The 23,365-nt window shown below is 72.0% G+C and carries 17 protein-coding genes and 1 tRNA gene; 5 read left to right on the top strand and 13 right to left on the bottom strand.

What is annotated here, in order from left to right:
• Positions 1-12: 12 nt before the first annotated feature.
• Entirely contained in the window at positions 13-366 is a 354-nt protein-coding gene (locus tag ACNYS0_RS22750; protein WP_422476333.1) for an ArsR/SmtB family transcription factor, read from the bottom strand.
• Between the two features lie 134 nt (positions 367-500).
• Between ACNYS0_RS22750 and ACNYS0_RS22745 the strand changes: the two genes are divergently transcribed.
• Positions 501-1,604, top strand: coding sequence for a Gfo/Idh/MocA family protein (locus ACNYS0_RS22745; protein WP_422476331.1), 1,104 nt, complete (start codon positions 501-503; stop codon positions 1,602-1,604).
• A 7-nt stretch (positions 1,605-1,611) separates the two neighbouring features.
• On the opposite strand, the gene ACNYS0_RS22740 is transcribed toward ACNYS0_RS22745, so the two are convergent.
• Positions 1,612-2,727, bottom strand: a complete 1,116-nt coding sequence (locus ACNYS0_RS22740; protein ID WP_422476329.1) for a DUF2786 domain-containing protein — start codon at positions 2,725-2,727, stop codon at positions 1,612-1,614.
• Between the two features lie 18 nt (positions 2,728-2,745).
• On the bottom strand, positions 2,746-3,669 hold the full coding sequence (gene bla / locus ACNYS0_RS22735) for a class A beta-lactamase (protein WP_422476327.1): 924 nt from the start codon (positions 3,667-3,669) through the stop codon (positions 2,746-2,748).
• A 132-nt stretch (positions 3,670-3,801) separates the two neighbouring features.
• On the opposite strand from bla, the gene ACNYS0_RS22730 reads away from it, so the two are divergent.
• On the top strand, positions 3,802-4,644 hold the full coding sequence (locus tag ACNYS0_RS22730) for a nitrilase-related carbon-nitrogen hydrolase (protein ID WP_422476325.1): 843 nt from the start codon (positions 3,802-3,804) through the stop codon (positions 4,642-4,644).
• Positions 4,645-4,775: 131 nt separating this feature from the next.
• Positions 4,776-6,464 (top strand): bifunctional 3'-5' exonuclease/DNA polymerase, encoded by a 1,689-nt coding sequence (locus tag ACNYS0_RS22725; protein WP_422476323.1) that lies wholly within the window; start codon positions 4,776-4,778, stop codon positions 6,462-6,464.
• A gap of 109 nt (positions 6,465-6,573) precedes the next feature.
• Here ACNYS0_RS22725 and ACNYS0_RS22720 read toward each other — a convergent pair.
• The 5 genes from ACNYS0_RS22720 to topA form a co-directional block, all read right to left on the bottom strand.
• Positions 6,574-6,647 (bottom strand) — tRNA-Thr (locus ACNYS0_RS22720).
• Positions 6,648-6,741: 94 nt separating this feature from the next.
• The gene (locus ACNYS0_RS22715) at positions 6,742-8,319 is read right to left on the bottom strand and encodes an alpha/beta hydrolase (RefSeq protein WP_422476321.1); all 1,578 of its coding nucleotides are present in this window, start codon (positions 8,317-8,319) and stop codon (positions 6,742-6,744) included.
• Positions 8,320-8,482: 163 nt separating this feature from the next.
• Entirely contained in the window at positions 8,483-9,688 is a 1,206-nt protein-coding gene (locus ACNYS0_RS22710; protein ID WP_422476319.1) for a DNA polymerase III subunit delta', read from the bottom strand.
• Between the two features lie 137 nt (positions 9,689-9,825).
• A complete protein-coding gene (gene tmk / locus ACNYS0_RS22705) occupies positions 9,826-12,915 on the bottom strand; it encodes a dTMP kinase (RefSeq protein ID WP_422476317.1) in 3,090 nt (1,029 codons plus the stop codon).
• Positions 12,916-13,043: 128 nt separating this feature from the next.
• Positions 13,044-15,875 (bottom strand): type I DNA topoisomerase, encoded by a 2,832-nt coding sequence (gene topA / locus ACNYS0_RS22700; protein WP_422476316.1) that lies wholly within the window; start codon positions 15,873-15,875, stop codon positions 13,044-13,046.
• A gap of 330 nt (positions 15,876-16,205) precedes the next feature.
• On the opposite strand from topA, the gene ACNYS0_RS22695 reads away from it, so the two are divergent.
• Complete coding sequence (locus ACNYS0_RS22695; RefSeq protein WP_422476314.1) at positions 16,206-16,802, top strand: TM2 domain-containing protein; 597 nt, start codon at positions 16,206-16,208, stop codon at positions 16,800-16,802.
• Positions 16,803-16,805: 3 nt separating this feature from the next.
• A complete protein-coding gene (locus ACNYS0_RS22690) occupies positions 16,806-17,222 on the top strand; it encodes a DUF2752 domain-containing protein (protein ID WP_422476312.1) in 417 nt (138 codons plus the stop codon).
• Positions 17,223-17,261: 39 nt separating this feature from the next.
• Here the strand turns inward: ACNYS0_RS22690 and ACNYS0_RS22685 are convergent, their stop codons facing one another.
• The 5 genes from ACNYS0_RS22685 to ACNYS0_RS22665 form a co-directional block, all read right to left on the bottom strand.
• Positions 17,262-17,459 carry a hypothetical protein gene (locus ACNYS0_RS22685; RefSeq protein ID WP_422408112.1) on the bottom strand — a complete coding sequence of 66 codons (198 nt, stop codon included), beginning with the start codon at positions 17,457-17,459 and terminating at the stop codon, positions 17,262-17,264.
• A gap of 119 nt (positions 17,460-17,578) precedes the next feature.
• Positions 17,579-19,105 carry a DUF7059 domain-containing protein gene (locus tag ACNYS0_RS22680; RefSeq protein WP_422476310.1) on the bottom strand — a complete coding sequence of 509 codons (1,527 nt, stop codon included), beginning with the start codon at positions 19,103-19,105 and terminating at the stop codon, positions 17,579-17,581.
• A gap of 200 nt (positions 19,106-19,305) precedes the next feature.
• Entirely contained in the window at positions 19,306-19,887 is a 582-nt protein-coding gene (locus ACNYS0_RS22675; RefSeq protein ID WP_422408114.1) for a small secreted protein, read from the bottom strand.
• Between the two features lie 252 nt (positions 19,888-20,139).
• Positions 20,140-22,551: a sodium-translocating pyrophosphatase gene (locus ACNYS0_RS22670; RefSeq protein ID WP_422476308.1), complete on the bottom strand. Its 2,412-nt coding sequence runs from the start codon at positions 22,549-22,551 to the stop codon at positions 20,140-20,142.
• 288 nt (positions 22,552-22,839) lie between these two features.
• Complete coding sequence (locus ACNYS0_RS22665) at positions 22,840-23,274, bottom strand: ATP-binding protein (RefSeq protein WP_422431195.1); 435 nt, start codon at positions 23,272-23,274, stop codon at positions 22,840-22,842.
• Between the last annotated feature and the right edge of the window lie 91 nt (positions 23,275-23,365).

Raw genomic sequence — 23,365 nt, 5'->3', positions numbered from 1 at the left:
GGACGGCGGGCCTTACTCCCCTTCGCGGAGCACCAGGTCCAGGAGACCGGGGAAACGGGCGTCGAACTCGGCGCGGCGCAGCCGGTTGAGGCGCCTGGGCCCGGCGTCCCGCTGTTCGAGCAGCCCCGCCTCCCGGAGCACGGCGAAGTGCCGGCTCAGCGTCGCCTTGGTGACCGGCACGTCGAAGGTGCCGCAGGTCCGCTCCCAGTCGACGGCCCCGGCCAGCTCCCGCACGAGCGTGCGCCGTACGGGGTCGGCGAGCGCGACGAGCGCCGCCTCCAGCGGAACATCCACCGGATCGACGTGCACGGGCGCCGCCCGGTGCCCGCTCGCCGTACCCTCCGCCGCTGCCCGCGCCGCCGCCATGCCGTCCTCCCTGTCCTCGGGTGAGCCGGCTCCCGGACACCCCTTGCCGAGTGTTCGATGCCGTGCGTACACTCCGAATGTTCGTTGATCATCAAACACTCTACTGCCTCATGGCCTCGCGGAGGAGTCCCGTCATGCCCCTGTCCCAGCCGTCTCCGGTCCGTGTGGGCATCGTCGGTCTCTCCGCGAAACGCGGTTGGGCCTCCCGTGCCCACCTGCCCGCCCTGCGCCGACTCAAGGGTTTCGAGGTGCGCGCACTCTCCGCGAGCAGCGCCGAATCCGCGCGGGCCGCCGCCGAGAAGTACGGCATCGCGCACTCCTTCGGCACCGCCGCCGAGCTGGCCGCCTCCGACGAGGTCGACCTCGTCGTGGTCACCGTCAAGGTGCCGGACCACCGGGAGATCATCGAGTCCGCCCTCGCCGCGGGGAAGGCGGTGTTCTCCGAGTGGCCGCTGGGCGTCGGGCCCGCCGAGGCCGAGGCGCTCGCCGCGCTCGCCGCCGACCGCGGGGTACGCACCTTCACCGGGCTACAGGCGCGCTCCGCCCCGGTCGTGCGCCACCTGCGCGATCTGGTCGCGGAGGGCTACGTGGGCGAGGTGCTGTCCACGAGCCTCGTGGCGTCCGGGCGCGGCTGGGGAGCGGAGTTCCCCGAGGGCGGCGCGTATCTCCTGGACCGGGCCTCCGGGGCGAACATGCTGACCATCCCGTTCGGGCACACCCTCGACGGTCTGACCTCGGTCCTCGGCGACTTCGACGAGGCCGCTCCCCTCCGTGCCGTTACCGCGACCCGGCACCGGGAGATCAAGGACCCGCGCACCGGCGGGATCCACCGGCCCGACGTCGCCGACCAGGTGGTGCTCGGCGGGGTGCTGGCCTCCGGCGCGGTGGCCTCCGTGCACTTCCGGGGTGGTCAGTCGCGCGGCACGAACTTCCACTGGGAGATCAACGGCACCGAGGGCGATCTGATCCTCACCGGCGACCACGGCCACCTCCAGATGGGCGAGTACACCCTCAGCGGGGCGCGCGGCGCCGACACCGCGCCCACCGTGATCACCGTCCCCGAGCGCCACTTCGAGCCCGAACTCGCGGAGCTGCGCGGCACCGACGCGTACAACGTGGGCGCCGCCTACGCCCAGCTCCGGCGCGATCTGGCCGAGGGCACGTCCGTCGTCCCCGACTTCGCGCACGCCGTCCGGCACCACCGGCTGCTCGACCGCATCGAGCGCGCCGCCGCCTGACGCCGGCTCACCCGTCGAGCCGGGCCCTCCGGGCCGCCTCGGTGCCCTCGGTCCAGCCCGCTTCGTCGGTGACGCCCCTCATCCGGGTCGTCACGGTCTCGGGGAACAGCTCCTCGGCCCGGTCCGTGACGGCGACGTCGCGGGCGGCGAGGACCGGGAGGGCGTCGCCCAGCGACTCCGTCACCTGGTCGGCGACGGCGGCGAGACGGTCCCCGATGCGGTGGGCGTACGCGGCCAGGAACGACTGACGGAAGGTCTTCGTGCGCCTGCGGCCGCCCGCCCGCTGCTCGGCCTCGGCGCGCGTCATCGCGGCCGTGGCCTGCACGAGCAGCGACGTGTGGAGCACCTCGACGACCTCCAGGTCCGGCTCGAAGCCGACCACCGTCGAGAAGCCGAACGCCGAGTTCCACACCGCGCGGCAGCGGTTCGCCGAGGCCACCGCGTCGAGGAGGACCGCCTTCGCCGTCTCGTAGGGGGCGTCGACGCCGATCCGGCAGGCGGCGGGCGTGTCCTTGGCGTGCGTACGGGACGCGAGCAGCGCCTCGTCGACCGAGTGCCGGGCCATCAGCTCCTGCGCCTTCGCCGACAGCGCCTCCGCCTCCGGCGGGTACCCGGTCCGCTCCGCCTTGGCGAGCAGCGCGCGGATCTTCGCCAGGGCGCGCGGCTCGCCCGCCACGGGGACGGTGACCGACTCCCCCGGCACCGGACCGACCGGCTCGATCGCGGGCAGCCGCGCAAGGAGCCGGTACAGCTCCAGGGCGGTCGTCGCGTACGAGAACCGGTCCGTGCGCGCGGGCCCGTCCGCCGGCAGCTCGGCGAGCTGGGCGGACCAGCGCGGCGGCAGGTGCTCGTACCGCTCGGTCTCGGTGCGGATCAGGCGGGCCGCGAGCCGTTCGTGGCCCGCGTCCAGGCCCTCCTGCCGTACGACCATCCGCAGCACGTCGGCCGGCTGCCAGCCGCGCTCCCACGCCCGCCGCACGAACTCCCGTCCCCGCAGGGCGAGTTCCGTGTCGGACGACGGGTCCGCGGCGAGCAGCGAAGCCCCGGTGTCGAGGTCGCCGCCGTCGTGGAGGGCGGCGGCGAAGGCCCGCCCGACCGTGCTGTCACTGCTCGTACCGCTCATCCGGCCATGATCCCAGCCCTAGGAGGCCAGGCGTTCCACGATCAGTTCGGCGGCCCGCTTCACCAGCGGGCTGTCGCCCTCGGTGTCCTCGTCGCCGTCCGGCTTGGTCGACAGGACGGAGAGGATCACCGGCGCCCCGTCCGGCGTCCAGGCGATGCCGACGTCGTTGGCGGTGCCGTACCTGCCCGTGCCGGTCTTGTCGCCGAGCAGCCAGTCGGCGGGCAGGGCCGCGCGGAAACGTTCACCGCTGGTGGTGTTGGCGAGCAGCCACTTGGTCAGCCGGTCGCGGTCGGCGGGCGCGAGGGCGTCGCCGAGGACCAGACGCCCGTAGGTCGTGCCGATCGCGCGGGGCGTGCTGGTGTCGGTGATCCGGCCCGGCTCGGCCGAGTTCAGCTCGGGCTCCCAGCGGTCGAGGCGGGTCGTGCGGTCGCCGGTCGAGCGGGCGAAGCGGGTGACGGCGGTGGGGCCGCCGAGGCGCTCCATGAGGAGGTTGGCCGCGGTGTTGTCGCTGTACGAGATCGCGGCGCCGCACAGCTCGGCGACGGTCATGCCGTGCGCGAGGTTCTCCGGCTTCCCGGTGACCGGGGCGCCGCCCGCGCGGTCGATGTCGGCCTGCGTGTAGTGGACGCGGCGGGCCAGGAACTCCCCGTCCTTGTCGAGGTCGCGCAGCACGGCGGCGACGGCGAGCGTCTTGAACGTGGAGCACATCGGGAAGCGCTCGTCGGCGCGGTACCGGACGGTGCGCCCGGTGCCGATGTCGTGCGCGAACACGCCGAGGCGGGCGCCGTGCGCGCGCTCCAGGGCGGCGAAGCGGCCGTCGGCCGGACCGGCGGCGTGCGCGGTGCCGGATGCCGCCCGAGGGGCGGCGGAAGCGGTACCGGCGAGCGCGGTGGCGCCGACGGCGGTCGCGGTGGCGAGGATGGCGCGGCGGGTGGTGGACACGGTGGGGGGTGGTCCCTTCTGCGCGACGATGATCTTCTTGAACGTTTCGGTTACGAGGACGGTCCCGCCCACCCGAACGGTTGCGGCCCACCGAGATGCCAGGGGCCGCCGCGACATGCGAGGCTCAAGAGCATGAGAGTGGCACTGGCGCAGACCGACTGCGAACTCGGCGAAGTGGACGCCAACCTGGACACGGCCCGCGAACAGATCGCGCAGGCCAGGGCCCAGGGAGCGGACCTCGTCGTCTTTCCCGAACTGAGCCTGCACGGCTACCACCTCGGCGGCCTGAAGTCGGACACGTCGATCGCCACGAACGATCCGCGCCTGCTCGGCCTCACGTCCCCGGACGGCCCGGACGTCATGGTGGGCCTGCACGAGCACACCAGCCTGCGTGCGTACAACACGTCCGCCTACTACGCGGGCGGCGCCCTGCTGCACGCCCACCGCAAGCTGTACCTCCCGAACTACCTGGCCTGGGAGGAGCGCAAGCACGTCAGCCCCGGCCAGCACTCCCGCGCGTACGACCTGCCCGGCGAGCACGGCAGGGCCGCGACGCTGGTCTGCAACGACGCGTGGCAGCCGGTGCTTCCGTGGCTGGCGGTGCAGGACGGTGCGGAGGTCCTGTTCGTCCCCGCGAACAGCGCGGCGACGCTCGACCCGGAGGCCATGGACACGACCCTCTACTGGGACACGCTCCTGTCCTACACGGCCAAGATGCTCCAGTGCTGGGTCGTCTTCGTGAACCGCGTCGGCAACGAGAACGGGGCGTCCTTCTGGGGCGGCTCCCGCGTCGTCGACCCGCGCGGCACGGTGGTGGCGCAGGCGCCGCAGTGGGAGCCGGGGCTCGTGACGGTCGACATCGACGTGCACGAGGCACGCCGCCAGCGCAGGGCGGTCCCCTTGGTGGCGGAGGCGCGGCTCGGCCTGATCGACCGGGAGGTCCGCCGGTTGATCGACGAGGGCGGCGACAGCTGAATCGCCCCTGCGGCGGGTGGGCAAAATCAAGCCCCGCCGGCGATTGAGGCGCGGGGTCCGGGGCGGAGCCCCGAGGCCGCAACGCCGTCGCCGCAGGAAGATTGTCAGTGCCGGGTGTGACACTCGGCAGCGTGACCGGACGATGGGCTCTCGCCCCCACCGAGCGCGGCGGCGCCGACCTGGTGCCGCTGGGCCCCGACGGGCTGCCCGCCGGACCGGTCGTACGGGAACCCGATCTCGCGGAAGCCGTCCGCTCCCGGCCGGAGGTCACCCGGTGGGTCTGGCGGGACACCCACGCCGTATACCCCCAGCTGCTCGCCGCGGGCGTCCGCGTGGAGCGGTGCTACGACATCGAGGCCGCCGAGAACCTCCTGGTCGCGCACGAGGGACGGCACGGCGACCCCCGCTCCGCCGCAGCCGCCCTCGCCCGCCTCAAGGGCGCCCCCGTACCGCCCGATCCCCCGCCCCGCGTCGCCGCCCCCGGCTCCCAGTCCTCCCTCTTCGAGCCCCGCCCACCCGTGGACGTATCGCTGACCGACCTCGTCGAGGTGTACGCGGAGCAGCAGCGCCGCCACGACGCCACCGCCCACCCGGGCCGGATGCGGCTGCTCACCGCGTCCGAATCGGCGGGCATGCTGGTGGCCGCCGAGATGCACACGGCGGGCCTGCCGTGGCGGGCGGACGTGCACCGCGCGGTCCTCGGCGAGCTGCTCGGCGAGCGGTACGGGGGCGGCGGCGAGCCGCGCCGCCTCGCGGAGCTGGCGGACGAAGTGTCAGCGGCGTTCGGCAGACCGGTGCGCCCCGACCTCCCCGCGGACGTGATCAAGGCCTTCGCCCAGGCGGGCATCAAGCTGACCTCCACCCGCCGCTGGGAGATCGAGAACATCGACCACCCGGCCGTACCGCCGCTGATCGAGTACAAGAAGCTGTACCGGATCTACACGGCCCACGGCTGGTCCTGGTTGCAGGACTGGGTCAGGGAGGGCCGGTTCAGACCCGAGTACCTGCCGGGCGGCACGGTCTCGGGGCGGTGGACGACGAACGGCGGGGGCGCGCTCCAGATCCCCAAGGTCATCCGCCGCGCGGTGGTGGCCGATCCGGGCTGGCGGCTCGTCGTGGCCGACGCCGACCAGATGGAGCCGCGGGTGCTCGCCGCGATCTCCCGCGACCCCGCGTTCATGGAGGTGTCCGGGCAGGCCGCCGACCTCTACCAGGCCGTCTCCGACCGGGCGTTCGCCGGTGACCGGGGGCAGGCCAAGCTGGCCGTGCTCGGCGCCATATACGGGCAGACCTCGGGCGACGGCCTGAAGAACCTGGCGCTGCTGCGGCGCCGCTTCCCGCAGGCGGTCGCGTACGTGGACGAGGCGGCACGCGCGGGCGAGGAGGGCCGCCTCGTCCGCACCTGGCTCGGCCGCACCTGCCCACCCGCCGTCGGCTCCGCCGAACCCGACGAGGCCGGCATCCCCCAGGACGAGCCCGAACAGCCGTCGTCCGCCGGGGATTCCGCCTACGGCTACGCCTCGTCGAACTCGCGCGCCCGCGGCCGCTTCACCCGGAACTTCGTCGTGCAGGGCAGCGCCGCCGACTGGACACTCCTGGTACTGGCCGCACTGCGCCGCGACCTTGCTTCCATGGCAGCCGAGCTGGTCTTTTTCCAGCACGACGAGGTGATCGTGCACTGCCCCGAGGACGAGGCCGAGAAGGTGAGCGCGGCGATCCGCGAGGCCGCCGACCTCGCGGGCCGGATCGCGTTCGGCGAGACACCGGTGCGCTTCCCGTTCACGGTGGCGGTCGTGGAGTGCTACGCGGACGCCAAGTAGAACCGAGACCGCGGACCGCCGCGCGGCCCGTGCGCGCCGTCGTCGCCGCATCCGCTGGAACGACAGAACCCCAGGTCGGAATGGATTCCAACCTGGGGTTCCCTGCCTGAGCCGCCTTCGGGATTCGAACCCGAGACCTACGCATTACGAGTGCGTTGCTCTGGCCATCTGAGCTAAGGCGGCGCCGCCGCGCGCACCGGAGTGCGTCAGCAACGTCGCCAATCCTACACGCTCCGCGGGGGTGCTCCGTACAGCCTTTATGACCAGGGGACACGCACTACGAGCAGCGCTTTCCGTCGGCCGGAGGGGTGCCGGTGAGCAGGTAGTCGTCGATCGCTCCGTCCACGCAGTCGCTGCCGCGGCCGTACGCCGTGTGGCCGTCGCCGTCGTACGTGAGGAGGTGGCCGGAGGAGAGCTGGGAGGCGAGGGACTTCGCCCAGCGGTAGGGGGTCGCCGGGTCGCGGGTGGTGCCGGCCACCACGATCGGGGCGGCGCCGTCGGCGGTGATGCGGTGGGCCTCGCCCGTCGCCTTCACCGGCCAGTAGCCGCAGTTCAGGGACGACCAGGCGAGGCCCTCACCGAACAGCGGGGAGGCCTTCTCGAAGTCGGGGACCGCCTTCTCCACCTCCTCGGGCGAGGTGAAGGACGGGGGCTGGTCGAGGCAGTTCACGGCGGCGTTGGCGAACATCATGTTCGAGTACGTGCCGTCGGGGTCGCGCTCGTAGTAGCTGTCGGAGAGGGCGAGCAGGCCCGCGCCGTCCTTGTGCTTCATCGCCGCGGTGAGCGCCTCGCGCAGCTGCGGCCACGCCCCCTCGTCGTACATCGCGGCGATCACGCCGGTCGTCGCGAGGGCCTCGCCGAGCTTGCGGCCGTGCTCGTCGCCGGTGCCGATCGGCTTGCGGTCGAGGGTGGCGAAGAAGTCCTTGAGGCGCTTGCTCGACGCGGCGGGGGCGCCGGTGCCGAGGGGGCAGCCGGAGCGCTTCGCGCAGTCCTTCGCGAAGGACTTGAACGCCGTCTCGAAGCCGGCGGTCTGCTGTTCGTTCATCTCGCGCGCGGGCAGCGAGGGGTCCATCGCGCCGTCCAGGACGAGCCTGCCGACCCGCTCCGGGTACAGGCCCGCGTACGTCGCCCCCAGGAACGTCCCGTACGAGGCGCCCACGTAGTTGAGCTTCTCGTCGTCGAGCGCCGCGCGTACGAGGTCCATGTCGCGGGCCGCCTCGACCGTGGAGACGTGCGGCAGGACCCGGCCGGATGTGCGGTTCGTCGTCTCGCAGCCGGCGCCGAACCCCTTGTAGGCGGCGGTCAGGCGGGCCCGCTCGGCCGTGTTGTCCGGGGTGACGTCGGTCTGCGTGTATGCGTCCATCCGCTTGCCGTCGAGGCAGGTGACGGGCTCGCTGCGGGCGACGCCGCGCGGGTCGACGGCGACCATGTCGTAGCGGGCGCGGACCTTCTCCGGGTAGCCGATGCCCGCGTACGACTGGAGATAGCCGATCGCGGAGCCGCCGGGGCCGCCCGGGTTGACCAGGAGCGAGCCGAGGCGCTTGCCGGGGCCCGTGGCCTTCTTCCGGGAGACGGCGAGGTCGATGTCGCCGGCGGACGGCTTGTCGTAGTCGAGCGGCGCCTTGAGGGTGGCGCACTCGAATCCGGGCACGCCGCACTCGTGCCACTTCGGGGTCTGGTCGTAATACGGGGCCAGGTCGGCCGGTGTGGCGCGGGGCAGCGCGGCGAGCGAGGAACCCGGGCTCCCCGAACTGCCCGACGCGCAGGCGGAGATGGCGGCGAGCAACAGCCCACCGGCGACGGCGAGCGCGGCGGGTCGGCGGCGTGGGGCGAGGGGGTGGCGCCAGGAGTACATCGAGCGAGCGTAACGCTCCGCGGACAACTGGTCACATTGCGTATCGGCGAGACAACTCAAGCCCCGCCGGCGATTGAGGCGCGGGGTCCGGGGCGGAGCCCCGTGGCGTGGGGGCGGCGCCCGGTACCCGACGGCTGAGGGAACGGCTCCCCGTACCCGACCGCTAACCCGCGCGGAGCGCCATCGTCATCGCCTCCACCGCCAACAGCGGCGCCACATTCCCGTCCAACGCCACCCGGCACGCCCCGATCGCCTCGATCCGCCGCAGCGTCGACTCCGGCGACGTACTGCGGGCGACCCGCTCCAACGTGTCCTGGATCTCGATGTTGGCCAGGTCCACGCGCGAGCCGAGCTGCATCGCCAGCACGTCCCGGTAGACCCCGGTCAGCTCCGTGAGCGCGAGGTCGAGGCTGTCGCGCTGCGAGCGCGTGCGGCGCCTCTTCTGCATGTCCTCGAGGTCCTTCATGACCCCGGCGGTGCCGCGCGGCATCCGCCCGCCGCTCTGCGCGCCGAGCGCCGCCTTCAGCTCTTCCGTCTCCTTGGTGTCGACCTCTTCGGCGAGCTGCTTGGAGTCCTCGGCGGCCGCGTCCACCAGTTCCTGCGCCGCCTTGAGGCAGCCGCCGACCTCCTCGACGCGCAGCGGCACCTTCAGGACGGCGGCCCGGCGCTCCCGCGCGCGCGGGTCCGTGGCCAGACGGCGGGCCCGGTCGATGTGGCCCTGCGTGGCGCGGGAGACGGCGGCGGCGACATCGGGCTCGATGCCGTCACGTCGTACGAGCATGTCGGCGACGGCCGAGACGGCGGGCGTGCTCAGGGTGAGCAGGCGGCAGCGGGAGCGGATCGTCGGGAGGACGTCCTCCACAGAAGGCGCGCACAGCAGCCACACCGTGCGCGGCGCCGGCTCCTCCACGGCCTTCAGGACCGCGTTCGCCGACTTCTCGTTGAGCCGCTCGGCGTCCTCCACGAGGATCACCTGCCAGCGGCCGACGGCGGGTGCCGTGTACGACTTGCGGACCGTGTCACGCATGTCCTTGACGAGGATCTCCGAGCCGACCGCGGCCACCGTCGACACGTCCGCGTGCGTGCCGAGCAGCGCGGTGTGGCACCCGTCGCAGAATCCGCAGCCGGGGGCGCCGCCGAGGGCGCGGTCCGGGCTGACGCACTGGAGGGCCGCGGCGAACGCGCGGGCCGCGGTCTCCCGGCCGGCTCCCGGCGGACCGGTGAACAGCCAGGCGTGCGTCATCCTCGACGCGGCGGGCGGCGGGGTGTCGGCCGCGGCCGCCGTCACGAGCGCGTCCGCGTCCTGCGCGGCCGCGCTCAGCTCCGCGGTCACCCGGTCCTGACCCACCAGGTCGTCCCACACGGCCATGCGGTCACCGTCCCTTGCTCCTGCCGATCCCAGCGCACCCCATTGTGCCGGGCACCACTGACATCACCGGAACCGTGCCCAGGTCGCGGGGCTCTGCCCCGGATCCCGCGGGCTCTCGTACGAAAGGCGGGCTTGATTTAGCGGCGCCGTCCGCCCCGGTCGTCCTCGTCCTCGTGCCCGCCGAGCAGTTCGTCCGCCAGCGACGGCAGGTCGTCCAGCGGCGTCTCCTCCGCCCAGTCGGGCCGGGGCCGCCGCGGCCTGCCGTTCTCGTCGACCTGGGGCAGCTCCGCCGTACGTTCGTTGGACCCCTCCCGCTCGTCGCGGAAGTAGCCGCTCGGCACCCGGTCCGCCGGCTCGGACACCTGCGGAAGGACCGCCGTCTCGTCCGCTGCGCCGGGCGCGGGCGGCTGCGGCAGCTGCGTCGTCTCCTCGGCGTCCGCCGTGTCCCGGTACTGCGGCAGCACCGTGGTCTCCGCGGCGTCCGAGGACGGCTCCGGAGCCTTGGTGAAGTCGACGATCGGCGTCGGCACCGTCGTCTCGTTGTCCGGCACCGCGTCGTCCGCGGCCGCGTCGCCCGGGGCCTCGCTCGGCAGCTCGACCTTGCGGAGGTTCGCGGTCGGCGCGCCCGCGCTGCGCTGCGCCTGCTCGGCGGCCTGCGCCGCGAGCCGCCGCGCCTCCTCCGCGCGCAGCAGGGCCTCCTCGGCCTTGCGCTGCTTCTCCAGGCGCCGCTCCTCGGCCTCGGCCCGCAGCCGCGCCTCGTCCTCGGCCTGCTTGCGAAGCCGCTCCTGCTCGGCGGCGCGCGCCTCTGCCTCGGCCTTGAGGCGGGCCCGCTCCTCCTCGGCCCTGCGGCGCTCCTCCTCGGCGCGCTGCCGTGCCTCCTCGGCCTGCCGCTCGGCCTCCAGGCGCTGCGCCTCCTCCAGCTCGCGGCGCTTGCGCTCCTCCTCCTCGGCGCGCAGCTTGGCGAGCTGCTCCTGGCGCTCGCGCTCCAGGCGCTCCTCCTCCGCCTTGCGGGCGGCCTCTTCCTCGGCCTTGCGGCGCGCCTCTTCCTCGGCGGCCTTCCGGGCCTCCTCCTGCGCCTTGATCTCGGCCTCGGAGAGCGGAAGCAGCATGTCGAGCCGGTGCCGTACGACCGTCGTGACGGCCTCCGGTTCCTGGCCCGCGTCGACCACCAGGTAGCGGCCGGGGTCGCCCGCCGCCAGCGTCAGGAAACCGGAGCGCACGCGCGTGTGGAACTCCAGCGGCTCCGACTCGAGCCGGTCGGGCGCCTCGGTGAACCGCTCGCGGGCGGCCTCCGGGTCGACGTCGAGCAGCACGGTCAGGTTCGGTACCAGGCCGCTCGTGGCCCACCGGTTGATCCGGGCGACCTCGGTCGGCGACAGGTCGCGGCCCGCGCCCTGGTAGGCGACGGACGAGTCGATGTACCGGTCGGAGATGACGACGGCGCCGCGCTCCAGGGCGGGCCGGACGACCGTGTCGACGTGCTCCGCGCGGTCGGCGGCGTAGAGCAGCGCCTCCGCGCGGTGCGAGAGACCGGCGGACGAGACGTCCAGGAGGATCGACCGCAGCCGCTTGCCGACCGGCGTCGCGCCCGGTTCGCGGGTGACGACGACCTCGTGGCCCTTGCCGCGGATCCACTCCGCGAGCGCCTCGGCCTGCGTCGACTTCCCGGCGCCGTCCCCGCCCTCCAGGGCGATGAAGAAGCCGGTCGCGGCCGGGGCCTGCACCGGGTCGTTCCCGCCGCGCAGCGCGTCCCGCAGGTCGTGCCGCAGCGGCACTCCGCTGCGGTCGTCGGCCTTGGCGAGCACCAGCGCGGCGACGGGCAGCAGCAGCGCGCCCACGAGCATGAGCGTGAACGCGGCGCCCCCGTGCGCGAAGACGAACTTTCCGCTCTCCAGGTGGTGCGGCCCGATCAGCGCGGCGAGGACGGGCGCGAGCAGCGCGCCGAGCGCGACGCACACCCGTACGACGGCCTGGAGGTGCTCGGTCGTGCGCGCACGACGGTGGTCCTCGGTCTCCTGGTCGAGCAGCGCGTGCCCGGTGTTCGCCGCGATGCCGGCGGTGACTCCGGCGATGGTCACGAGCAGGATCACGCTCGTGACGTCGGGCACCAGGCCGGCGGCGAGCAGGGCGATGCCCGTGAGCGTGATGGCGAGCGCGAAGAGGCGGCGCCGCGACAGCGGCGGCAGCACCTTGGGCGCCGTGCGGATGCCGACGACGGTGCCGCCGGTCAGGCCGAGCACGAGCAGCCCGAACGTGACCGGGCCCCCGCCCAGGTCCTTGGCGTGCAGCACGGACACGGCGACGGCCGCCGCGATCGCCCCGGCGACGCAGGAGCAGGCGAGGACGAGCAGCCGGATCGCGCCGGTGCGGCCCTTGTCCACACCCGTGCCGGTGTTCGGCCTGCGCAGCCCCTCCAGCGGCGACCGCGCGCGCGGGGTCTGCGTGTCGGGCAGTTCGAGGAAGAACACGACCGACAGGGAGGCGGCGAAGAGGCCCGCCCCTACGTAGGAGGACAGCGCCACCTGGTGCGAGGCGAACCAGTCGACGCCCGCGCCGAGCAGGTTCTGCACCAGCGTGACGACGACGAGGCCGGCCGCGCCCAGCGGCACGGCGACGAATCCGGTGCGCAGCGAGAGCCGCCGCAGCGCGTCCGTGTGGTCGGGCAGCGGCCGGACGGCCGCGCCCTCCAGCGGCGGCGGGGGCAGCAGCGCGGGCGCCGCGCTCGCCTTGGCGACGGTCCAGAAGCGCTCGGCGACACCGCCGACGAACGCGGTCACAAGGAGCATCGCCAGCGCGTTGTCCGGCACCCAGTCGATCCACAGGGGGGCGACGATGAGCAGCGCGGCCCGCACTCCGTCGGCGCCGACCATGGTCCAGCGCCGGTCGAGCGGTCCGCCGGGCGTCGTCAGCGAGGTGAGCGGCCCGAGCAGGACGGCGCCGAACAGCAGCGTCGACAGGATGCGCGCCCCGAACACGGCGGCGACGGCGAAGGCCACGCCCCGGTATCCACCGCCGAAGGACTCCTCGGGGATGGCCGTCTGCACCGCCAGCACCACAAGGACGAGCAGCCCGATCACGTCGCCGACTCCGCCGACGAGTTGCGCCGACCACAGTCGCTTCAACTGAGGTACGCGCAACAAGGCGCGCACCGCACGCTCTCGGGAGTCCGCGACCAGGGCGTCGTCTGGGGCCGTGTTGGGGTCCGTTGGCTGCTCGGCACGGGTCATTCGTCCAGCCTATAGGGACCCGCTGACACACCGAAGGTGTGTTCCCGGTGTGAACGCCTCCCCGCACGGATCACGGGGAGGCACTCGTTCCGCTGAGCCGCCGACCATCCGGTCGGCCACTCCGCCGACTATTCGGCCGGAGCGGTCTTCTTGGCGGCCGTCTTCGCGGTCGTCGTCTTCTTGGCCGCGGTCTTCTTCGCCGTGGTCGTCTTCTTGGCGGCCGTCTTCTTCGCCGCCGTTTTCTTCGCGGCGGTCTTCTTGGCGGGCGCCTTCTTGGCCGCGGTCTTCTTCTTGGCGGGGCCCTTCGCCCGCTTCTCGGCGAGCAGCTCGAACCCGCGCTCCGCCGTGATCTCCTCCACGGAGTCCCCCGAGCGCAGCGTCGCGTTGGTCTCGCCATCGGTGACGTACGGGCCGAAGCGGCCGTCCTTCACCACGACGGGCTTCTCGCTGACCGGGTCGGTGCCGAGCTCCTTCAGCGGCGGCTTGGCGGCCGCACGACCGCGCTGCTTCGGCTTGGAGTAGATCTCCAGGGCCTCTTCCAGCGTGATGTTGAAGAGCTGCTCCTCGGTCTCCAGGGAGCGCGAGTCCGTGCCCTTCTTCAGGTACGGGCCGTACCGGCCGTTCTGCGCGGTGATGTCGACGCCCTCGGCGTCCTGGCCGACGACGCGCGGCAGCGACATCAGCTTCAGGGCGTCGGCCAGCGTCACCGTGTCGAGCGCCATGGACTTGAAGAGCGAGGCCGTGCGCGGCTTCACCGCGTTCTTGCCGGTCTTCGGGGTGCCCTCGGGGAGCACCTCGGTGACGTACGGGCCGTAGCGGCCGTCCTTGGCGATGATCTGGCGACCGGTCTCCGGGTCCGCGCCGAGCTCGAAGTCGCCGCTCGGCTTGGCGAGCAGCTCCTCGGCGTACTCCACGGACAGCTCGTCCGGGGCGAGGTCCTCGGGGACGTCGGCGCGCTGGTGGTTCTCGGAGTCGCGCTCGCCGCGCTCGATGTACGGGCCGTAGCGGCCGACGCGGAGCACGATGTCGTTGCCCACGGGGAACGACGAGACCTCGCGGGCGTCGATCGCGCCCAGGTCGGTCACGAGCTCCTTGAGGCCGCCGAGGTGGTCCCCGTCACCGTTCCCGGCGTCGGCGGCGCCGCCCTGGCCGTCGGAGCCCTCACCGAAGTAGAAGCGCCGCAGCCACGGAACGGCCTGCGCCTCACCGCGCGCGATGCGGTCGAGGTCGTCCTCCATGGAGGCGGTGAAGCTGTAGTCGACCAGCCGGCCGAAGTGCTTCTCCAGCAGGTTGACGACGGCGAAGGACAAGAAGGAGGGCACGAGCGCCGTCCCCTTCTTGAACACATATCCACGGTCCAGAATGGTCCCGATGATGGACGCGTACGTAGACGGGCGTCCGATCTCGCGCTCTTCGAGTTCCTTGACGAGCGAGGCCTCGGTGTAGCGCGCGGGCGGCTTGGTGGCGTGGCCGTCGACCGAGATCTCCTCGGCGGACAGGCCGTCGCCCTCGGCGACCTGCGGGAGACGGCGCTCACGGTCGTCCAGCTCCGCGTTCGGGTCGTCGGCGCCCTCCACGTAGGCCTTCAGGAAGCCGTGGAAGGTGATCGTCTTGCCGGAGGCGCTGAACTCGGCGTCGCGGCCGTCGGCGGACGTGCCACCGATCTTGACCGTGACGCTGTTGCCGACCGCGTCCTTCATCTGGGAGGCGACGGTGCGCTTCCAGATCAGCTCGTACAGCTTGAACTGGTCGCCGGTCAGGCCGGTCTCGGCGGGCGTGCGGAAGCGGTCGCCCGAGGGACGGATCGCCTCGTGCGCCTCCTGCGCGTTCTTGACCTTGCCGGCGTACGTACGCGGCTTGTCCGGCAGGTAGTCGCTGCCGTAGAGCTGCGTGACCTGCGAACGGGCGGCCGCGACGGCCGTGTCCGACAGCGTCGTGGAGTCCGTACGCATGTAGGTGATGAAGCCGTTCTCGTACAGCTTCTGGGCGACCTGCATGGTCGCCTTCGCGCCGAAGCCCAGCTTGCGCGAGGCCTCCTGTTGCAGCGTCGTCGTACGGAACGGGGCGTACGGCGAGCGGCGGTACGGCTTGGACTCGACGGAGCGTACGGAGAACCGCGTGTCCTGAAGGGCGGCGGCGAGCGCACGGGCGTTCGTCTCGTCCAGGTGCAGCGTGTTCGCCGAACCGGCCTTCAACTGGCCGAGCGAGTCGAAGTCGCGGCCCTGCGCGATGCGCTTGCCGTCGACGGCGCTCAGGCGTGCGGTCAGCGAGGACGGGTCGGAGGAGTCACCGGCGCGGCCCGTCGCGAACGTGCCGGTCAGGTCCCAGTACTCGGCCGAGCGGAAGGCGATGCGGTCGCGCTCGCGCTCGACGACGAGGCGGGTGGCGACGGACTGGACACGGCCCGCCGACAGGCGCGGCATGACCTTCTTCCACAGGACCGGCGAGACCTCGTAGCCGTACAGGCGGTCGAGGATGCGTCGGGTCTCCTGGGCGTCGACCAGCTTCTTGTTCAGCTCACGGGGGTTCGCGACGGCGGACCGGATCGCGTCCTTGGTGATCTCGTGGAAGACCATCCGGTGGACCGGGATCTTCGGCTTGAGGACTTCCTGGAGGTGCCACGCGATGGCCTCGCCCTCGCGGTCCTCATCGGTTGCGAGGAAGAGCTCGTCGGACTCCTTCATGAGGTCCTTGAGCTTCTTGACCTGCGCCTTCTTGTCGCTGTTCACGACATAGATGGGCTGGAAGTCGTGCTCGACGTCCACTCCGAGGCGGCGCACCTCCCCGGTGTACTTGTCCGGCACTTCGGCCGCGCCGTTGGGGAGGTCGCGGATGTGCCCGACGCTCGCTTCGACGACGTATCCGGGGCCGAGATAGCCCTTGATCGTCTTCGCCTTGGCGGGCGACTCGACGATGACGAGTCGGCGGCCGCCCTGTGCGGTCTCGCTGGTCGGGGACAACTTCGCTCTTCTCTCCGGTCGGCGGTTCGGGGCCTCTTCGATGGCTTTCTCCCGCGGGATCGTGCCGTTTCTGCGGCACTGCTGCGGAGTGTGACGGTACCTCCCGCCGGTGTGTCAAACGGGAAAAGCACGCAGCAGCCACTCGGAACGGTAACCCGACTCCTCGTGATCCTGCCCCCGGACCGGTGAGGCCCCACCCCGATACATAGCGGTCCCGTGCCCTCGGACCCGCCCGTTTATCCCTTCCTGACAAGATGGCGCATGGCTGGGGGAGCCCACGGGAAGCCTCCGGCTCGTCCCCAAGGTATTACTATCCAGGAGCTTCCGGACATGTCCGACAGTAATCCGTACGGCCAGCCCCCCAAGGACCCGTCCGGCGGGAACCCGTACAACCAGCCCCCGGCCGACCAGCCGGGCCAGCCGCCGCAGGGCCAGCCGTACGGCTACCCGCAGCAGGGCTCGCAGCCCGGCTACGGCACGCCGCCTCCCGGCCAGCCCGGTCAGCCGCCGCAGGGCCAGCCCGGTCAGCCCGGCTACGGCTACCCCTACCCCGGCTCCGCCCCGGCCGGCGGTGGCGCGTACCCGCCCCCGCCCGGCCCCGGCATGGGAGCTCCCGGCATGGGCGCCCCGAACATGGGCCCCGGCATGGGCATGCCCTACGACCCGGCCGCGCCCTACGGCTACGACCCGTACGGCCGTCCGTACTCGGACAAGACGAAGCTCGCCGCGGGTCTCCTCGGCATCTTCCTCGGCTTCTTCGGCGCGGGCCGCTTCTACACCGGACACACCGGCATCGCCGTCGCCCAGCTCATCGTGTCGATCGTGACCTGTGGAATCGGCAGCGTCTGGGGCCTGATCGACGGCATCATGATGCTCGCCGGCGGCAACGCCACCGACGCTCAGGGCCGCCTGCTGCGGGACTCCTGACCCGTGCTCCGCGCCGCGTCACCCACGGCTCGCCTCAGGAGCGCGCTCGGCGCCCCGGCGGCGGCCCCGCTCGGGGTGCTCGCGGCGGGGACCGCGGCCGCGCTGTACCTGTACGGCACGGACCCGCACGAACCGGGCCACGCCCTGCCGGGCTGCCCCTTCCGCCTCGCCACGGGGCTGCTCTGCCCCGCGTGCGGCGGGACCCGGATGGTCTACGACCTGATGCACGGCCGGTACGTCATGGCCTGGCACGACAACGGCGCGCTGCTGCTCGCCGCCCCCTTCGTCCTTGCCCTGCTGGGGTGTTGGACGTACGAGGGGCTGCGCGGGCGCCGCTGGGCGCCGCCGATCGGAGGGCGCGGCGCGGCCGCGATCCTGATCGGGGCGGTGGCCTGGGCGGTCCTGCGCAACGCGCTCTGAACGGCGGCCCGGTGGAGCCGGACGGCCGGGGCCAGGGCCCTAGACCTGGCCGAAACACCACACGGCGAGCGCCAGGGCCCCCGCACCGGCCACCCCCGCGAGCACCACCGACGTCACGGGGCGCGCCCCGTACGCCACCGGCTCACGGTGCGCCGCACGGGCCCCGGTCCACGTCAGCAGGCCCGCTCCGAACAATCCGAACACGGCGCCTGCGAACACCGCGGGAACACTCTCCATCGCCTTGCCTCCCCCAACCTACGGACCGATTCCGGTACCCAGGCGGGCGACGCTGACACGGACAGCCGAACCCCGGGTGAACTCCCGGGCGCCACAAGGCGAAGAGCGGCCGACCGGAGTCAGCCGGCGGGCGTGAAGGGCTCCAGGAACCCCTGCTCGACCAGCGTCCGGATCTGCGCGGGCGTGCGGTCGCGCAGCGACACCGGGTCCTCGCCCATGAGTTGGGCGATGGCGTCCAGGATCGTCCCGGCGCTCAGCGAGCCGTCGCAGACGCCGGCGAACCCGGCCCCGACCGTGTCCACCTTCGTCGCCCGGCGCATCCCGCGCCCCTGCCGCAGCACGACGTGCTCCGGGTCCTCGGCGCCCGGAAGGCCGACCTGCTCCTGCACGACCTCCCCGGCCAGCTTGAAGTGCGCACCGAGCAGCCCCGCGTCGTCGTGCGCCCGCAGCCAGTCGACCCGCTCGAAGTGCGCGCGCACGGCGTCGCCGAGCGGCTGCTCGACGGGGTGCGGCCACTCCTCGACGACGATCGAGGGCTCCTCGGCAGCGGTCTTCCGCAGCGTGATCCAGCCGAAGCCGACGGCCCGCACCTTGCGCGCCTCGAACTCGTCCAGCCACGCGTCGTACCGCGCCGCGTACGCGGCCGGGTCGCCGCGGTGGTCACCGGCGTCCCGCAGCCACAACTCGGCGTACTGCGCGACGTCCTGCACCTCGCGCTGCACGATCCAGGCGTCACAGCCGCGCGGCACCCAGGAGCGCAGCCGCTCGGTCCACTCCTCCCCCTCCACGTGCTGCCAGTTGGCGAGGAACTGCGCGTACCCCCCGTCGTTCAGGTGCTCCCCTGCCCCCTGAACGACCGAGCGGCACAGATCGTCCCCGCTCATGCCGCCGTCCCGGTACGTGAGGCGGGCGCCCGGCGAGATCACGAACGGCGGGTTGGAGACGACCAGGTCGTACGTGGCGTCGCCCACGGGCTCGTACAGCGAGCCCTCCCGCAGGTCGGCCGCCTGCGCACCCGACAGCGCGAGGGTCAGCGCCGTCATGTGCAGCGCACGCGGGTTGAGGTCGGTCGCGGTGACGCGCGTGGCGTGGCGCGCCGCGTGCAGCGCCTGGATCCCGGATCCGGTGCCGAGGTCGAGGGCCGAGCCGACGGGCGTGCGCACGGTGATCCCGGCGAGCGTGGTGGACGCCCCGCCGACCCCGAGCACGACGCCTTCCTCGCTGCTGCCGATGCCTCCGGCGCCGCCGACGGCGCACCCGAGGTCGGACACGATGAACCAGTCCTCGCCCTCGGGGCCGCCATACGGGCGTACGTCGACGCTCGCCGCGACCTCGTCGCCCCCGACGGCCCGCAGCCACCCGCTCTCCAGGCACGCGTCGAGCGGCAGCACCCCGGCCACGCGCTCGCGCGGCGCGGGCTGCTGCAACAGGAACAGCCGGACGAGCGTCTCCAGGGGCCGCTCGCCCCGGGTGGCCCGCAGGGCAGGCACGGTCTCGCTGCGCGCAAGCGCCGCGTAGGCGGACGCCCCCAGCAACTCGAGCAGGCCGTCGGCGGTGAACTCGGCAGCAACGAGCGCGTCCCGCAGGGACTGGGCGACATCGTCTCGATCAACGGAGGGCAGCGATACAAACGCGGAAGAACTCACCCCTCCATTGTGACTCCCCCACAGCCACGGACAGCCGCTACACCCCACTGTGGGCAGGCATTCCGCCCCGCTGTGGGCAGGCGTTCCGCACGGCGGAACGGGTGGGCACAGCCCCCGGCGCAGGCCTCCGAAAACACGACAGCGCCCCCGGTGCCGCGCAAAAAAGCGCAACCCCGGGGGCGCGAACCCCAAACCGGAACCTAGGACCCCGAAGGCGTAGCGGAAGCGCTCTTGCAGCTCTCCTGCTTCGCCATCGCCTTGCCCACGTCCCCCTCCTCAAGGTTCTTGAGCGCGTCACTGCCGTCCTGGCTCAGCGTGTCCAGCTGGCCGGCGATGTCCTTGAGCCCGTCGGCGAACTTCGCCTGGTCGCCCGTGTCGAGCTTGTCGACCTTCTTCTTCAGGTCGGCGTACGACGTCGAGATCTTGTCGAGCTCCTTGACGGCGTTCTGCTGCTTCTTGTCACCGCCGTCGACCGGCGGGGCCCCCGCCTTGTCGACCGCGTCACCGATCGCCTTGTACGCGTCGGACATGTCCTGGAACGCCTGCGAGTCGGTCTCCTGGACCTGCTTGGGCTCGCTGTTGTCCGAGGTCTGCTTCTGGATCGCGGTGTTCGCGGCCTCGATCTTCTTGGCCTGCGGCTGGACCTTGTCGCAGACCTGCTTGGCCCAGGAGTCGAGCTTCTCGTTGCTGTCGTCGCTGCAGCCCGACAACGCCAGTACCAGTACCGCACCGCCGGACAGTGCGGCAGCAAGCTTCTTGTTCACCGGATTGGTCCCTTCCATGGCTCTCGGCCCCGGAACTTACACGCCACGCACACGACAATCGCACGCCGGGTGTCCTATACGACCACTTTATTGACCTTTAGCAGCCATTTGCACCAAGAGAGATAAGGCTCACTGAAACCGGAAGGGCCCGCCCCGCAGGCGTAAGAAAACTACGCCAGAACAGACCGATGGGCGGACAGCCCGTCAAAAAAGGCTGTCCGCCCACCCGTTGTCGTACTGACGTGCACTCAAGTCACGTACGCATGTTCCTCACGTACGTGTCGTGGAGACCACGGCGGGATCCGACTGTTCCGGCACCCGTCCGGCCCCTTCGGTGGTCCCGTCCTCGTCCCCGCCGACCGCGATGCCGCGCCGCTTGGACATGTACACGGCACCGATGATCACGGCGAGCGCCACGACCGCGGCCCCGATCCGCACGCCCACGCTCGCGTCGTCCCCGTAGCTGAACTTCACGATCGCCGGCGCGATGAGCAGCGCCACGAGGTTCATCACCTTGAGGAGCGGGTTGATGGCGGGGCCCGCGGTGTCCTTGAAGGGGTCACCGACGGTGTCACCGATGACGGTGGCGGCGTGGGCCTCACTGCCCTTGCCGCCGTGATGCCCGTCCTCCACCAACTTCTTCGCGTTGTCCCACGCGCCGCCGGAATTCGCGAGGAAGACGGCCATCAGCGTGCCCGTCCCGATCGCCCCCGCGAGATACGCCCCGAGCGCGCCGACGCCGAGCGTGAAGCCGACCGCGATCGGCGCCATGACGGCGAGCAGCCCGGGCGTGGCGAGCTCCCGCAGTGCGTCCTTCGTGCAGATGTCGACCACACGTCCGTACTCGGGCTTCTCCGTGTAGTCCATGATCCCGGGGTGCTCGCGGAACTGCCTGCGCACCTCGTAGACCACCGAACCCGCCGACCGCGAGACGGCGTTGATGGCGAGCCCGGAGAAGAGGAACACGACCGCGGCGCCCGCGATGAGCCCGACCAGGTTGTTGGGCTGCGAGATGTCCATGACCAGGTTCATGGGTCCGCCGGAGCCGACCTTCTCGCCGACGTCCCGCGCCGCCGTGACGATCGCGTCCCGGTACGAGCCGAACAGCGCGGAGGCCGCGAGCACGGCCGTCGCGATGGCGATGCCCTTGGTGATGGCCTTCGTCGTGTTGCCGACGGCGTCCAGGTCGGTGAGCACCTGCGCGCCCGCGCCCTCGACGTCGCCGGACATCTCGGCGATGCCCTGCGCGTTGTCGGACACGGGGCCGAAGGTGTCCATGGCGACGATGACGCCGACCGTGGTGAGCAGCCCCGTACCGGCCAGGGCGACCGCGAACAGGGCGAGCATGATCGACGTACCGCCGAGCAGGAACGCCCCGTAGACGCCGAGCCCGATCAGCATCGCCGTGTAGACAGCCGATTCGAGGCCGATGGAGATGCCGGCGAGGACGACCGTCGCGGGGCCGGTCAGCGAGGTCTTGCCGATGTCGCGGACCGGGCGCCGGGTCGTCTCGGTGAAGTAGCCGGTGAGCTGCTGGATGAGGGCCGCGAGCACGATGCCGATCGCCACGGCGACGACCGCGAGGATCCGCGGGTCGCCGTCCTTGCCGCTGATCGCCGCGTCCGTGACGCCGTCCAGGTCGGCGTACTTGCCCGGCAGGTACAGGAACACGGCGATGGCCACGAGCACGATCGAGATCACCGCGGAGATGAAGAAGCCGCGGTTGATGGCGCTCATTCCCGAGCGGTCGGCCCGGCGTGGCGCGACGGCGAAGATGCCGATCATCGCCGTGACGACCCCGATCGCGGGCACGATCAGCGGGAACGCGAGACCGGCGTCGCCGAAGGCCGCCTTGCCGAGGATCAGCGCGGCGACCAGCGTGACGGCGTACGACTCGAAGAGGTCGGCGGCCATTCCCGCACAGTCTCCGACGTTGTCGCCCACGTTGTCGGCGATGGTCGCGGCATTGCGCGGATCGTCCTCCGGAATGCCCTGCTCGACCTTGCCGACCAGGTCGGCGCCGACGTCGGCGGCCTTGGTGAAGATGCCGCCTCCGACACGCATGAACATCGCGATCAGCGCGGCGCCGAGCCCGAAGCCCTCCAGGACCTTGGGCGCGTCGGCCGCGTAGACGAGCACGACGCAGGAAGCGCCGAGCAGGCCGAGTCCCACCGTGAACATGCCGACGACGCCGCCCGTACGGAAAGCGATCTTCATGGCGTGGTGCGAAACGCTGGTGAGATCCTTTTCCGGCTCGCCTTCCGCCGGGGTCGCTTCTCTTGCGGCAGCGGCGACGCGCACATTGCTGCGCACCGCGAGCCACATTCCGATATAGCCGGTGACGGCCGAGAACACCGCGCCGATCAAGAAGAAGATCGACCGGCCCGCTCGCTGATTCCAGTCGTCCGCCGGAAGCAGCATGAGCAGGAAGAACACCACGACGGCGAATACGCCGAGAGTCCGCAACTGTCGGCCCAGATACGCTTTCGCGCCTTCCTGGACCGCGCCCGCGATCTCCTTCATCGAGTCCGTGCCCTCACCGGCCGCGAGCACCTGGCGCACCAGGACTCCGGCGACGGCGAGCGCCGCGAGCGCGACGACGGCGATGACGACGACGATCAATCTGTTGTCGTCGGTCAGAACTGCGGCTGCGAACGTAGCAGGGGTAGAGGGCTCCGCCATTCGTCCTCCTTGACGCTTGGACTGAGCTCAAGATGTGGACGGATTGTAGGGAGCGGACCCTGATCAAAACAGGGCGCGGCAAACGGAATTGTTTCCTACCCAGCAAATGTTCGGTGAACCTCGATCGGTCACGCGAAGAGGAATGCGTAATGCATTGAGCGCATTAGCGCGCGAGAAAGATCGTAATGATCTCGATAAACGCAACGTGACCTCGGGAAACACAACAGAGGCTCCGTTCACCTCGCGGTGAACGGAGCCTCTGCAAAAGATCTCTGATGACGCGGAGCGTCAGGGAAGCGTCGCCGGCAGGGTCGGCCAACTCATCCGAATGAGTCCGCCGTCCGTGTCCGCGGTGACCTCGACATCGTCCACGAGGCCGCTGATGACGGCGAGACCCATCTCGTCCTCGCCCTCCGCCGCCAGCTCGTCCGCGGCTCCCGCGCCGTCGGCCGCGGCCGACGGGGGCACCGAGCGCGGCGCCTCGTCCCCGACCTCGATGGAGAACTGCTTCTCCTCCTCGATCAGGGCCACCCGCACCGGCGCCGTGATGCCGCTGCTCTGGTGCAGCCCGACCGCGCGGCTGCAAGCCTCACCGACGGCGAGCCTGACCTCGTCGAGCACGGCCTCGTCCACGCCCGACCTGCGCGCCACGGCGGCCGCCACCAGGCGGGCCGTCCTGACGTGCTCGGGCAGAGGGCTGAAGCGGAGTTCGACAGTGGCCATGCATCCCCCTCGGACAGACGGGCCCACGGTTGTACGAGCGTGCTCCCGGGGATCGGCCGGCCTCGGCCGCCCGATCCCCTCGTCTCCGCCG

This window comes from Streptomyces anthophorae (assembly GCF_049310305.1).
Classification (GTDB): Bacteria; Actinomycetota; Actinomycetes; order Streptomycetales; family Streptomycetaceae; genus Streptomyces.
The sequence above is the reverse complement of the archived record's forward strand: the minus strand, read 5'-3'. Positions and strand labels throughout refer to the sequence as shown.